Source organism: Thermostichus sp. MS-CIW-15 (assembly GCF_054060575.1).
Genome location: NZ_JBSSDI010000005.1, coordinates 14630 through 27038 on the forward strand (window position 1 = coordinate 14630; position 12409 = coordinate 27038).

Genomic DNA, 12409 nt, shown 5'->3' on the forward strand with positions numbered 1-12409 from the left:
TTCCTTTCATTTTCATCAAGACCAGTGTAACCTAGGGGGGTACATGAATCATGAAACGATTATGAAAATGAAAGCTTTGTTTTTTGCTGGGCGCCACTTGGCGGTGGGATTTGGCCTGGTGATCGGGGGTTGGCTGTCCCTGGCTGGCTTGGCTGTGGCGCGTCCCCGCGTCGTGGTCACCACCACCTTGATTGCCGATTGGGTAGGGCAGGTGGGGCAGGATCGCATCCAGCTCAGCAGCCTGCTGCAGCCGGGCGTGGATCCCCACGTCTATGAGCCGACGCCGGCCGATGCCGCGGCCCTGGAGCAAGCGGATCTGGTGTTTTACAACGGCTACAACCTGGAGCCGGGGTTAATTCGTCTTATCGAGGCCACGGCCCAAGGAGCGCGGCGGGTTGCCCTGGCCGAGATCCTTGAGCCCATCGTCGCCGATGAAGACGGGATCCCGACGCCGGATCCCCACGTGTGGGGCAATGTGGAAAACGTCATCCTCATGGTGGAGCACATTGCCCAGGAGCTGACGGAGCAAGTCCCCAACGAAGCCGCTTTTTTCCGGGCCAATGCCGCCGCCTATCGGGCGGAGCTGGAGGAGCTCCACACCTGGATCGGGGAACAGATTCAGACCATTCCCCCCGCCAACCGGGTTCTGGTGACCACCCACGATGCCTTTGCCTACTACACCCAAGCCTACGGCCTGAAGATGGGGGGATCCCTCCTGGGGATCAGCACCGAGGAACAGCCCAGCGCCCAGACGGTGGCCCAGTTGGTGGAGGAGATCCGCGCCCTGGGGGTGCCGGCGGTCTTTGCCGAGACCACCCTTAACCCCGCTCTCATCCAGACGGTGGCCGCCGAAGCCGGGGTGCAGGTAGCTGAACAGGAACTGTACTCGGACTCTTTGGGGGAAGCAGGCAGCGGCGCCGAAACCTACGTCGCCATGATGCGCCTCAACACCTGCACCATCGTGGCGGCCTTGGGCGGATCCCCTGACTGTCCTTGAGGGGCAGCATCGAGACGGTGGGGCTGAGTTTTGTATGATAGGGGCTCAGACCCTCGTTATCTCACCGCGTCCATGCCTGCTGCCATCCGTCGCCCGCCTCGTTCCCTCTACTGTGGCCAAGTGCGCCCGGCCCACATCGGCCAGACCGTCACCCTCTACGGCTGGATCGACCGCCGCCGCGACCACGGCGGTGTGATCTTCTTGGATCTGCGGGATCGCTCCGGCATCGTGCAACTGGTGGCCGATCCCCAGAAAACCCCCCTCTCCTACGAGCTGGCGGGGCAGGTGCGCAGCGAATATGTGGTGCGGGTAACGGGAACGGTTCACCAAAGACCTAGTGACTCCTTTAATCCCCGCCTGGCCACCGGCGAGGTGGAGGTCTACGCGGAAGAGTTGGAAATTCTCAGCCGGGTGGGCAAGCAGCTTCCCTTCAGCGTCTCGGGGGAGGAAGGGGAAGAGGTGCGGGAAGAGATCCGCCTGCGCTACCGCTACTTGGACTTGAGGCGAGAGCGCCTGTCCCGCAACCTGCAGCTGCGTCACCAGGTCATCAAGGCCATCCGCCGCTTCCTGGAGGACGAAGAAGGCTTTATCGAGGTGGAGACCCCCATCCTCACCCGCTCTACCCCCGAAGGTGCCAGAGATTACCTGGTGCCGAGCCGCGTCAACCCCGGGGAGTGGTTTGCCCTGCCGCAGTCGCCCCAGCTTTTTAAGCAGTTGCTGATGGTGGCCGGCGTGGATCGCTACTACCAAATTGCCCGCTGCTTTCGGGATGAGGATCTGCGGGCGGATCGCCAGCCGGAGTTTACCCAGCTGGACATGGAGATGAGCTTTATGGATCAGGAGGCGATCCTGGAACTCAACGAGCGGCTCCTCTGCCATATCTTCAAAACCGTCAAAGGCATCGACCTGCCCCGCCCTTTCCCGCGGCTGACCTATGCCGAGGCCATGGCCCGCTACGGCTCCGACAAGCCCGACACCCGCTTTGGGCTGGAATTGGTGGATGTTTCGCCGCTGTTTCAGGGATCCGGCTTTAAGGTCTTCGCCAAGGCCTTGCAAGAGGGCGGTGTGATCAAAGTTCTGCCGGTGCCGGGCGGCGACGAAAAGATCTCCAACACCCGCATCAAGCCGGGCGGGGATCTGTTCAAGCTGGTCACCCAGTACGGGGCGGGTGGCCTGGCCTTCATCCGGGTGCGGCCCGGCAGCCTCGACACCATCGGCGCCCTCAAAGAAAGCCTCAGCCCCGAGCAGGAACAGCAGTTGCTGCAGCTTACCAACGCCAAGCCGGGGGATCTGCTGCTGTTTGGAGCAGGGCCGGCTGCCGTGGTCAACGAGTCGCTGGGCCGCCTGCGGCTGCACCTGGGCCAGGAGCTGGGCTTGATCCCGGAGAACGCCTTGAATCTCCTCTGGATCACCGATTTTCCCCTGTTTGAATTCAATGCCGAGGAAAACCGCCTGGAAGCCCTGCACCATCCCTTTACCGCCCCCCACCCCGACGACTTGGCCGACCTGAAAACGGCGCGGGCCCAGGCCTACGACCTGGTCTGGAACGGCGTGGAAGTAGGAGGGGGATCCCTGCGCATCTACCAGCGCGAGATCCAGGAGCAGGTTTTCCAGACCATTGGCCTTACCCCTGAGCAGGCGCGGGACAAGTTTGGCTTTTTGCTGGAAGCCTTCGAGTACGGCACCCCGCCCCACGGCGGCATCGCCTATGGCCTAGACCGGCTGGTGATGCTCTTGGCGGGGGAAGATTCCATCCGCGATGTCATCGCCTTTCCCAAAACCCAGCAGGCCAGGTGTTTGCTCACCGGTGCCCCTTCCGGCGTCGAGGCCAAGCAGCTCAAAGAACTGCACGTGGCCTCCACCTATCAGCCCGGCTGAACAGGATCCCCTGTTCCGGACTGTGGAAGGATAGAGAAGAACCTACCCCACCTTTCCGTATGCTAGACCTGACCGGAAAAAAAGCCTTGGTAACCGGCATTGCCAACGAGCGCTCCATCGCCTGGGGCATTGCCCAGCAACTGCACAAAGCGGGGGCGACGTTGGGGGTTACCTATCTGCCGGACGAGCGGGATCGCTTCAAGACCAAAGTCCAGCAGCTCACCGAGCCCCTGCAGCCGGATTTTCTCCTCCCTTGCGACGTGCAAAGCGACCAGCAGATTGACGAGCTGTTTCAGGCAATAGCCCAGAAATGGGGTCAGGTCGATATCTTGGTTCACTGCCTGGCTTTCGTCAAAAAAGAAGAGCTGAGCGGCAACTTTAGCGATATCTCGCGGGAAGGGTTTGCCCTGGCCATGGATGTGAGCACCTACTCCCTGATTGCCCTCTGCCGGGCCGCCAAGCCTCTCTTGAGATCCGGCAGCAGCATCCTCACCCTCACCTATTTGGGGGGGGTGCGGGTGGTGCCCAACTACAACATGGCCGCTGTCACCAAAGCGGGCCTGGAAACCTGCGTTCGCTACCTGGCGGCCGAGCTGGGCCCCGCCGGGATCCGGGTGAATGCCATCTCCGCTGGACCCATTCGCACCTTGGCTTCTTCGGCCATTGCTGATTTCCATGCCATGCTGCACGCGGTCGAGGAGAAAGCTCCGCTGCGGCGCAATATCACCCAGCTCGAGGTGGGCAATGTGGCAGCTTTTCTGGCCAGCGACCTGGCCAGCGGCATTACCGGCCAGGTGATCTATGTGGATAGTGGATATAGCATCCTGGGTTTTTAGGCTTTTGGGGATCCCCCTGGCATGAATCGCTTCTCGCCTTTGCAGCGGCTGCTGCTCACCTGGATTTTGATCGTCATCAGCGGCTGGCTGGCCCTACAGGTGGGCCGGCTGTTTGGCCATCTGCTCACCACCATCCTGACGGCGGCGGTGCTGGCTTTTTTGCTCAACTATCCGGTGCAGGTGCTGCGGCGCTATCGGGTAAGCCGCGGTTTGGCAGTCACCCTGGTTTTTGCCCTGTCGGTGGTGCTGCTGGCCTTGGTGGGGATCGCTGTGGTGCCCATCCTGGCCAAGCAGGTGGTGCAGTTGGGGGCGCGGATCCCGGAGTGGGTGGATACCTTACAAAGCTGGCTGGATCAAATCAGCCTGTGGGCGGCAGAGCGCAACATCAACCTCGGCCAGACAGAGCTGGTGAACACCCTCCTCAACCGCCTGCAGGCCAGCGCCGAAAAAATTGCCGGCCAATCCCTGGACATCCTCCTGGGCACCTTCAATCAGGTGATCGATCTGGTGTTGGTGTTGGTGCTGGCCCTCTACATGCTGCTCTACGGGGGGCAGTTCTGGCAGGGGTTGCTCAGCCTCTTCCCCAAGCCCTGGGGACCGCGCATCGGCGAAGCCCTGGCTCTGAGTTTCCAGAACTTTCTCATCAGCCAGTTGGTGTTGGGGTTCATCATGGCCCTGATGCTGGTGCCAATTTTTGGGTTTTTGCGCGTGCCCTTCGGGCTTTTGTTTGGCCTGTTGATCGGCCTGCTGGAGGTGATCCCACTGGTGGGGGGCTTTATTGGCATCGGCGCGGCAGCGGTGCTGCTGGCCTTTCAGGATATCTGGCTCAGCCTCAAGGTGGTGCTGGTCTCCCTAATTGTGCAGCAGGTTAAGGATCGGGTCATCGCCCCCCGCCTGATGGGGGAACTGATCGGCCTCAACCCGGTGTGGATCTTGATCGCCCTGTTGGTGGGGGCGCAACTGGGGGGCATCCTGGGCGTCATCGTCGCGATTCCCCTAACCAGTGTGGTGAAAAGCCTCTACGAGATCGCGCGTTCCGCCGACTTGGCCGCCGAAGAGGGCTTGGACTCGACCACGAGAGTGACCTCTCTGGGCGAAAGTCGCAGAGAAACTCGCCGGGATCCCACCTTGCCCAAACCGGAGACCCAACAGGTTTAGCGTGCTGACGTTCCAAGCGGAGCCGAACCCGAATCCGTATCTCCCCTCTCCCTTTGGGAGAGGGGCCGGGGGTGAGGGCCTCAGCGAATTTTTCCCTCGATAAAAGGCACCTCCAGCACCTTTTCGTGGTGGATGGGGCCATGGCCAAAATAGCCCCCTTCCCCGAACAATTCGCCGTGGTCGGCGGTAACGGTGATGTAGGTGTTTTTGGGAACCAGATCGAACAATTGTTCAAAAACCCCATCTAGGTAGCGCACCGCCTCGATCTGCCGCTGGCGCAGCTCCTCCAACTGGGCGGCGCTGAAAAAGGGGATCCCGGCCTCTTCCCCTTCATCCAGGCGCTTTAACACGCCATTCACCCCAGAGATGCGGGGCCACAGGCTGGGATCCTCATCGGGCAGGGCGTAGGGATAGTGAGTTTCGCCCACATTCAACAGGTAAAAGCTGGGGCGATCCGGATCAAAGCGCAACTGCTCCACCATGGCTGCCATGTCGTTGTGGCGCGGCATGAGGCGGTAGGAATCGAAGTCGCGATTGAGCAGGGTGCTGGGATTGAGCACCGGCAGGGAGACCAGGGCGTGGGTGGTGTAGCCCAGTTGGTGCTTCAGGAGCGTTGGCAGGTAGAGGTGAGGCAGCAGGTGCTTGAACTCAATCGGCTGCCGGGTGCCGAGGCGCTCGTTGTAGCGCAAATACTCCTGCTTGTAGTGTTCAGACGCGAAAACCTGGGTGGGGCTGGTGTGGGGCAGCAGGCCCATGAGCAAGTTGTAGTGGGCGGGAGCCGTCCAGGAAGCGTAGCTCCAGCGCTTTTCCAGGGATCCCAGCTTGAGCAGATGCTTGGGGTTGGCGGCCAGCAGGCTGTCGAAACGGCAACTGTCGAGAACGATCAGCAGATAGTTATTCTGTCCCTGGGGTTCCGGTCGAGGGTCGGACTCAGACGAGGGAGCCGCAGAAGATCGCCACCAGTTCAAGAGTCCCATTCCTCTTCCTCCTGGGCAGAATAGGGCCGTCGGACGATCCGCCAGTTGGGGGCTGTGGCCGCGTCGTCTTCCTCCTCAAGTTCTTCCTCAGGATTGGCAGATTTAGGAGCCGGGTCGCGAATGCGTTCCGGCGGGATATTGGAGTAGGAATAGCGGCCTGCCTGGGGATCCGGCAGATCCTGAGGCAAATAGTGGTCAGGGGGAATCATCTGCGCTTCCAAAAAGCGCACTCGCTCGATGAGCTGGTTTAACTTGCGGATTGCCTGTCGCTGGAATACCCGGTCGTGCAGCCGCCAAGCGCCCACATACAGAAACCCCAAGCCCACTCCTACCCCATAGGCCGTCAAGAGCGTCAGCGACAAAGGAATCGCAGCGCCAGCTTGCCCGGCTACGACTACGGCTGCCGCAGATCCCCAGTTTTGGACAAGGAAAACGAGCAGGGTCAGTATCCACAGGCCCAGGAGTATGGAGCGGATATTCTGGAGCATGGCCGCCACCTTCCCTCTTCACCAGGCTACCACCACCCCTGCAAGGAGCGGCGGAGGAAACCCCGACTCCTCAGCCACCTCCGATTGCGTTGGATCCCCAGCCCGGAGCCACTTGAGCCGCCCTGAGGATAAAGGCAGCCAGGTTGCGCAGCGCTTCATCATCCATCCAGGAGGGGGGCACGGGGCGGCAGCCATAGCTAACCTCGGTGCCATCGTAGCTGCGGGGATCCCGTTGGTACTCCACCAAGGCTTGAATGGTGTCGCGGGGTGGGGTGGCGCCGCGCAAGTCCTTGAGCGAAAGGGAAATGTTGGGGGCCGGTAGGGTAGAGCCACCCACGTGGCAGTTCAGACAGGCGGACTGAAAGCGATTTTTCCCGTCGGTAAGTTGCTCTGGAGTAAAGGTGAGCATGTGCCCTTCCGCATCCCAGGGCAGCTCTATCGGCTCAGTGGTTCGCAGATAGTGGCTCACGTAAGGATCAATGCGGCCTGCTGCTGGGCTAGCTAGCCCTAGCCATACCAGAAGCAGGATCCCGGCCCACCTCCAGCCACGGCCCGGGACCCGCCACCGCTTTGCCCCTTGAGTTTGCCCAGGCATCAGAGATAGGCCGAAAGGTCACTGTGGGATTCGCTCTTGGTGCCGCCCCAGCCGGGCACGGTCTTAGCCTGCACTAGGATGTAGCCGGCAATTAACTTCAGATCCTCATCGGTGAGGTTGCGCAGGCGAGGATACTCACTTAGAAGCTGGGTGTTGGGATGATATTCCACCAGGGACTCTACCCCGTCATAGGTGACCGGGTTCTTGATGTAGTCCACGATCGCCAACACATTATCGCGGGGAGGTGTTGCCCCCTCCAGATCCGAGAGCTTCAAGGTAACATCCGGATTGGGATAGGTCTGTCCACCCACATGACACTGGGCACAGGCCCTGTTGAATAACTGCTTTCCTCTGGCCAGTTGCGCTTCCGTGAAAGTGATGGACTCGGTTGGCGACAAGGCTACAGGAGGAATCTGCCTGGCCGCCAAGGCCGGCCCCCAGGCATACCCGGCCATCCCCAAAACCAAGATCAGGATCAGTAACCGACGACGCGCCGCCGCGAACGCTTTCTGAAGAGAAAAAAATTTGCTAAACATGGTTCTCCGTAGTTCGATCTTAGAAAAGGGGTCAGCTCTGCTCCAGCGACAAACCCGACAACAGGATCAAGAATAGACCATTGCGAGATCATTTGCAGATGGGATCCGGGATCCGTTTTGCAAGGCGTTCTCTTCGACCTTGGTGTTAAGTTTGATTGCGAATTCAGGGCCCCTTCAACGGTCGGGTTATTGCCCCCACCCTGCCGAGATCGGCAATGCGATACACAAAAGCAAACTCGGAGAAGGGATCTCTTTCCTCCTGGAGAGGACAGCAGAGGTTGGGACAGATAGGGTTGAGGAGTCCTCAAAGGCGGTTCAATTGCCAGGGATCCCCTGGCTGGGGCTATCCTGTAAGCATCTCTCCTGCGTGCGTTCTCTAAGTGGGTAGGCAATGCCTTGGGACCTGGGGCGGTTTTGGAACACGCTGACCTACTACGAAGCGCTGCCCTTTGCCGACCTATGGCGCTGGGTTCAGAATGGGTTCCAAGCAGCAGCGGTTGACTTCATGCCTCCTTCCCTGGCGACTTCAGCTCCTCTTCCCGTGATCTTCTTGGGCGATGGCCTACCAGTGGGGCTGGCGGAGGCGCTGCAACAGCAGGGGGCGGAAGTCCAGGAGAGAGGGGATGAGGTGACAGCCAGGGTCATCCTGGGTCTGGAGAACCGGGAGGAAGCTAAGGCCCACCTGGAGCGGCTGCGCCGCAGCGGCCAGACGGAACAGATGCTCTTTGACTTTCGCCGGCCTGACCCCCAGGTGAACCAGTTCTGGGGCATCCTAGACGATGTGGTGATGGGCGGGGTGAGCCAAAGCCAACTGCTCTGGGGCGAGGGCGAGCTGCTGTTTACGGGGCAGGTTTCCACGGCCAACTTCGGCGGCTTTGTTTCCACGCGCACCCGCAACTGGCAGCCTCCCTTGGATGTGTCGGGGTTTGCCGGCCTGGAGCTGCGGCTGCGGGGGGATGGGCAGCGCTACAAGGTTCTGCTGCGGGATCAAGGGGGTTGGGACAGCCCGGCCTACGGCTATGCCTTCGACACCACCCCAGGGGAAGAGCAGACCGTCCAGGTGCCTTTTGCCGAGATGGTGCCTACCTTTCGCGCCCGCCGGGTTGCTGCTCCCCCTTTGAATACCCGCCAGATCTATTCCCTGCAACTGATGCTGAGCAAGTTTGAGGCGGACGGCAGCCCCAACCCCCGCTTTCGGCCTGGGCCCTTCCAACTGGGCCTGCGCTGGATCGGGCTCTACCGCCGCGATCCGCTGCCGCAACTGATGGGGGTGGCGCGGGGATCCCTAACTCCCGATTGGGTGGCGGCCTTGCGGGAGAGCTCCAGCCGCTGGTGTGGGGTGGAGATTCCTGCAGAGATCGAGGGATCCGCTCTGGCAGCCCAGTTGCTGCGGCTATTGCACTTGCCCGAGAGTGTGGGCCGGGTGGTGCCTCTAGAAGCTGTCCATGGCTAAGCTTCTGGGCCGCCTCAAGGGATCCCTGGGGCTTTTGGCCGGCCTATGGCTGTGGGCGGGCCAGGGGATCCCTTACCTGTTTGACTGGGACGAGCTCATTTACGCCAGCTTGGCGCGGCAGATGCTGGCCAGCGGCGATCCCCTGGCTTTGCAAATTAACGGCGAGCCTTTTTTCGAAAAGCCCCCCCTCTTTTTTTGGCTGCAGGCCCTGGCGATGGCGGCCCTGGGGGTCAACGAAGGGGCGGCGCGGCTGCCCAATGCCTGGGTTGGCGGGATCACCGTAGCCCTTTTGGTGGCGTGGGGAGGGCGGCTGCGCGGGGCGGGGTTTGGCTGCCTCTGGGGGATCCTCCTCCTGACGGGCTACCTGCCCCTGTTTTTCTACAAAACCGGCCTCATCGACCCGCTGCTGAATTTGGGTATGGGCGTGGGGCTGGGATCCCTTTGGGCTGCTGAGGAGGCGCGTCGGGCCGGGCGCTCCGGTCAGGGGTGGAGAGCTCTGGGCGCGCTGGCTTTGGGCCTGGCGGTGTTGGCCAAGGGGCCGGTGGGGCTGGTGTTGCCGCTAGCCATCTGGATCCTCTACAAGCTCTGGCAGCGGGATCCGCCAATGGGGTGGGGGGAGATGGTGATCTTTTTGGGCCTGGCGGCGGCTGTTCCCCTGGCCTGGCTGGTGCTGGAAGTGACAGCGCGGGGGCTGCAGTGGCTGGCGGCGTTTTGGCACTACCAGTGGGGTCTGGTGAGTACCCCCAGCGGCCATCCGGGCCCGGTCTACCTGCATCTTTTGGCCTTTGCCTGGGGGTGCTTTCCCTGGGGGGCTTTGGCCCTGGCCGGGATCCTGGAGAGGATCCCCAGGAGTATTGACTCGGCGGCTGCGGATTTAACTCAGCGGGCAGAACGCCTGCTCTTGGTGGCCTTTGGGGTGGTGCTGGCCCTGTTTTCGCTCCTGGTGCAAACCAAGTTGATCCACTACACCTCGCTGCTTTACCCCATCGGCGCCTACTTTGCCGCCCTGCGCCTGCAAGGCCTGGTTGCCGAGAAAAGGGGGCCCAGCTTTGGGGAAACTGCCTGGATCCTGCTCAGCGGCCTGGGTTGGCTGGCCCTGTGGCTGCTATTGCCGTGGCTGGGATCCCAGGATCCGGCTTTGCGGGCCCAAGTGGGGGCCGCCTTGGGGATCCCCGACAGCCTAACCGGCCGTTTGGCCCTGGGATACCTACAGGCCGAGGTGGAATGGCCCTTCTTCACCTATGGCCCTGCTTTGCTCCTGGTGCTGGGGGGACTGGCCTGGATCAGGGCGCGGCAGAGCGTTCGGGGATGGGCCATCTTGCTCTTGGCCACTGGACTCAGCGCCCAGTTGGCCTGGAGCTGCATCTTCCCAAGGGTGTTGCAGCATACCCAGGGGGGATCCGTCTACTTTTTCCGCCAGTTTGCCGGCCCAGAACCGGCTCTTTCGGGAAGGGTTGGCCTCTACGGGCTCCGCTCGTTTGTACCCTATTTTTATGGTCCGCTGCGGGTGCCCTATGCCGCCAAGCTGGAGGAGCTGGCTGCCTGGCAAGCCCAAGGCCAGGTGCCCGACTATCTGGTGACCTGGGATCCCTTTGTAGCTGAGCTAACGGAGCCAGGGATCCCAGCGGCAGCTTGGCAGGCCGTGGAGCGCCGCAGCCCCTTTTGGCTGTTGAAGAAAACCTAGGGAAGATATGGGCCAGTACGTGTTGCGGATCAGCGACCTTCCCCTTCAGGATCGCCCGCGCGAGCGGCTGCTCAGCCAAGGGGCCAAAAGCCTCTCCCACGCCGAGCTGCTGGCCATTTTGCTCAATACCGGCCAGGGGCCGGGCAAGCTCTCGGCTGTGGGCCTGGCCCAGTTGCTCTTGAAAACATTGGAAGCCCAAGGGGATCCCCTGGCCCAACTGCGCCAGGTGGAGGCCGGAGAGCTGCTGCAAATTGAGGGCATTGGCCCAGCCAAAGCAGCAACAGTGTTGGCCGCCATCGAGCTGGGGCGGCGGATCTTTTTGGCCCGACCCCCCGAGCGGACGGTGATTGAATCGCCGGAACAGGCGGCCATGGCCCTAAGCGGCGACCTGATGTGGGAGCCCCAGGAGCATTTTGCCGTCCTGCACCTGGACATCAAACACCGCCTCATCGGCCAGCAGATCGTAACCCGGGGAACCGCCACGGAAACCCTCACCCACCCGCGGGAAACCTTCCGCAGCGCCATTAGGCAAGGGGCCAGCCGCATCCTGGTGGCCCACAACCACCCCTCCGGCAGCTTGGATCCCAGCCCGGAAGATCTTGCTCTCACCCGGCAACTCTTGCAGGCGGGGCAACTGCTGCAGATCCCGGTTTTGGATCACCTCATCCTCGGCGGCGGGCAGTTCCTCAGCCTGCGCCAACACACCCGCCTGTGGGAGGAATTTCCCCAGCCCGAGTAGTTCCAAGCGCTCCGCGCCGCTAACGCGACCACCCCCGCCCCCCTACATCCCCCCGCAGGCGGGGGGACAAGAGGGGGGCCGGGGCTAGGGATCCGGCAGCACCTCAAAGCGCATGCCCACCCTGAGTTGGCCGCCGTTGACCAGATCCCAGGCCGACTGTTCCTTCCTGCCGGGCAGTTGGGCCCGCCGGATGAGGAGGGATCCCTCCCCTGTGGCCACATACACCCCTTCTCCCCTGGCCAGTCCCACCACTTCTCCGGGGCTGCCCGGGGGAAGCTCGGCAGGTGGCGGGTGCAACTGGGGAGCGGCGGAGCGGACAATCTTAATCCGCTGCCCCTGCAAGCCGGTAAAACAGTCCGGGGAAAAGGCGCGGATTTGGTTGTGCAAGGCCTGGGCCGGGCGCTGCCAGTCGAGCTGGAAGTCCTGTTTTTTAAGCAGGGGGGCATAGGTTGCCCGCGAGTCATCCTGGGGAATGGGGGTCAGCTCTCCTTTTTCCAGTTTCACCAGGGTTTCCACCAGCAGCTCTGCCCCCCGTTGGGCCAGTTGGGAGGCCAGCTCCAAGCCGGTCTGCTCCGGCTCGATGGGCAGCTTGGCCTGCAGCAAGATGGCCCCCGTATCCATGCCTTCGTCCATGAGCATGGTGGTGACGCCGGTCTCGGTCTCGCCGTTGGCAATGGCCCACTGGATGGGGGCGGCGCCGCGATAGGCCGGCAGGAGGGAAGCGTGGACATTGATGCAGCCCAGCTTGGGCATCTGCAGCACCGCCGGCGGCAAGATCTGGCCGTAGGCCACCACCACAAACACATCGGCAGCCAGCGCCTCTAGCGCCGCCAGCACCTCTGGATCCCGCCGCAGCCGGCCAGGCTGCCAAACCGGGATCCCGTGGGCTTGGGCGAGGATCTTGGTGGGCGGGGGGAGCACCTTCTGTCCTCGCCCCTGCGGCCGATCCGGCTGGCAGACCAATCCCACCACTTCAAAGGGAGACTGCGGCTGCAACAAGATCTGCAGCGAGGGCAGAGCAAACTCCGGCGTGCCAAAGAAAACAACCCGCATGGCCGACCCCCTGAG

12 protein-coding genes are annotated in these 12409 nt (G+C 62.2%); 7 read left to right on the forward strand and 5 right to left on the reverse strand.

What is annotated here, in order from left to right:
* Positions 1-61 precede the first annotated feature (61 nt).
* The 4 genes from ACVW0R_RS02785 to ACVW0R_RS02800 all read left to right on the forward strand — a co-directional run bounded on the left by ACVW0R_RS02785 (position 62) and on the right by ACVW0R_RS02800 (position 4869).
* Positions 62-997 (forward strand): metal ABC transporter solute-binding protein, Zn/Mn family, encoded by a 936-nt coding sequence (locus tag ACVW0R_RS02785; protein ID WP_457501635.1) that lies wholly within the window; start codon positions 62-64, stop codon positions 995-997.
* Between the two features lie 72 nt (positions 998-1069).
* Complete coding sequence (aspS, locus tag ACVW0R_RS02790; RefSeq protein ID WP_011430513.1) at positions 1070-2875, forward strand: aspartate--tRNA ligase; 1806 nt, start codon at positions 1070-1072, stop codon at positions 2873-2875.
* 59 nt (positions 2876-2934) lie between these two features.
* A complete protein-coding gene (gene fabI / locus ACVW0R_RS02795) occupies positions 2935-3711 on the forward strand; it encodes an enoyl-ACP reductase FabI (protein ID WP_011430514.1) in 777 nt (258 codons plus the stop codon).
* Positions 3712-3732: 21 nt separating this feature from the next.
* A complete protein-coding gene (locus ACVW0R_RS02800) occupies positions 3733-4869 on the forward strand; it encodes an AI-2E family transporter (protein WP_011430515.1) in 1137 nt (378 codons plus the stop codon).
* A gap of 80 nt (positions 4870-4949) precedes the next feature.
* Here ACVW0R_RS02800 and ACVW0R_RS02805 read toward each other — a convergent pair whose 3' ends face one another.
* The 4 genes from ACVW0R_RS02805 to psbV form a co-directional block, all read right to left on the reverse strand.
* The gene (locus ACVW0R_RS02805; RefSeq protein WP_457501604.1) at positions 4950-5846 is read right to left on the reverse strand and encodes a sulfatase-like hydrolase/transferase; all 897 of its coding nucleotides are present in this window, start codon (positions 5844-5846) and stop codon (positions 4950-4952) included.
* On the reverse strand, positions 5834-6334 hold the full coding sequence (locus tag ACVW0R_RS02810; RefSeq protein WP_011430517.1) for a hypothetical protein: 501 nt from the start codon (positions 6332-6334) through the stop codon (positions 5834-5836). Before ACVW0R_RS02810 ends, ACVW0R_RS02805 begins: the two co-directional genes overlap by 13 nt.
* 70 nt (positions 6335-6404) lie before the next feature.
* Positions 6405-6929 (reverse strand): photosystem II cytochrome PsbV2, encoded by a 525-nt coding sequence (psbV2, locus tag ACVW0R_RS02815; protein ID WP_011430518.1) that lies wholly within the window; start codon positions 6927-6929, stop codon positions 6405-6407.
* Positions 6929-7465 carry a photosystem II cytochrome c-550 gene (gene psbV / locus ACVW0R_RS02820; RefSeq protein ID WP_011430519.1) on the reverse strand — a complete coding sequence of 179 codons (537 nt, stop codon included), beginning with the start codon at positions 7463-7465 and terminating at the stop codon, positions 6929-6931. The genes psbV2 and psbV overlap by 1 nt, the downstream gene beginning before the upstream one ends.
* Positions 7466-7856: 391 nt before the next feature.
* Here psbV and ACVW0R_RS02825 point away from each other — a divergent pair, with 391 nt between their 5' ends.
* From ACVW0R_RS02825 to radC, 3 genes are read left to right on the forward strand one after another with little or no spacing between them, the layout of a single operon-like run.
* Positions 7857-8918, forward strand: coding sequence for a CIA30 family protein (locus tag ACVW0R_RS02825; protein WP_457501605.1), 1062 nt, complete (start codon positions 7857-7859; stop codon positions 8916-8918).
* Complete coding sequence (locus tag ACVW0R_RS02830; RefSeq protein ID WP_011430521.1) at positions 8911-10602, forward strand: ArnT family glycosyltransferase; 1692 nt, start codon at positions 8911-8913, stop codon at positions 10600-10602. Before ACVW0R_RS02825 ends, ACVW0R_RS02830 begins: the two co-directional genes overlap by 8 nt.
* Positions 10603-10609: 7 nt before the next feature.
* On the forward strand, positions 10610-11341 hold the full coding sequence (gene radC, locus ACVW0R_RS02835; protein ID WP_011430522.1) for a RadC family protein: 732 nt from the start codon (positions 10610-10612) through the stop codon (positions 11339-11341).
* Between the two features lie 84 nt (positions 11342-11425).
* Here radC and fmt read toward each other — a convergent pair whose 3' ends face one another.
* Positions 11426-12394, reverse strand: a complete 969-nt coding sequence (fmt, locus tag ACVW0R_RS02840; RefSeq protein WP_099813161.1) for a methionyl-tRNA formyltransferase — start codon at positions 12392-12394, stop codon at positions 11426-11428.
* Positions 12395-12409 lie beyond the last annotated feature (15 nt).

Coding starts and splice junctions, on each gene's coding strand:
- aspS (WP_011430513.1), top strand. CDS start 1,070: ATGCCTGCTGCCATCCGTCGCCCGCCTCGTTCCCTCTACTGTGGCCAA.
- ACVW0R_RS02800 (WP_011430515.1), top strand. CDS start 3,733: ATGAATCGCTTCTCGCCTTTGCAGCGGCTGCTGCTCACCTGGATTTTG.
- fmt (WP_099813161.1), bottom strand. CDS start 12,394: ATGCGGGTTGTTTTCTTTGGCACGCCGGAGTTTGCTCTGCCCTCGCTG.
- fabI (WP_011430514.1), top strand. CDS start 2,935: ATGCTAGACCTGACCGGAAAAAAAGCCTTGGTAACCGGCATTGCCAAC.
- ACVW0R_RS02825 (WP_457501605.1), top strand. CDS start 7,857: ATGCCTTGGGACCTGGGGCGGTTTTGGAACACGCTGACCTACTACGAA.
- psbV (WP_011430519.1), bottom strand. CDS start 7,465: ATGTTTAGCAAATTTTTTTCTCTTCAGAAAGCGTTCGCGGCGGCGCGT.
- ACVW0R_RS02830 (WP_011430521.1), top strand. CDS start 8,911: ATGGCTAAGCTTCTGGGCCGCCTCAAGGGATCCCTGGGGCTTTTGGCC.
- ACVW0R_RS02785 (WP_457501635.1), top strand. CDS start 62: ATGAAAATGAAAGCTTTGTTTTTTGCTGGGCGCCACTTGGCGGTGGGA.
- ACVW0R_RS02805 (WP_457501604.1), bottom strand. CDS start 5,846: ATGGGACTCTTGAACTGGTGGCGATCTTCTGCGGCTCCCTCGTCTGAG.
- radC (WP_011430522.1), top strand. CDS start 10,610: ATGGGCCAGTACGTGTTGCGGATCAGCGACCTTCCCCTTCAGGATCGC.
- ACVW0R_RS02810 (WP_011430517.1), bottom strand. CDS start 6,334: ATGCTCCAGAATATCCGCTCCATACTCCTGGGCCTGTGGATACTGACC.
- psbV2 (WP_011430518.1), bottom strand. CDS start 6,929: ATGCCTGGGCAAACTCAAGGGGCAAAGCGGTGGCGGGTCCCGGGCCGT.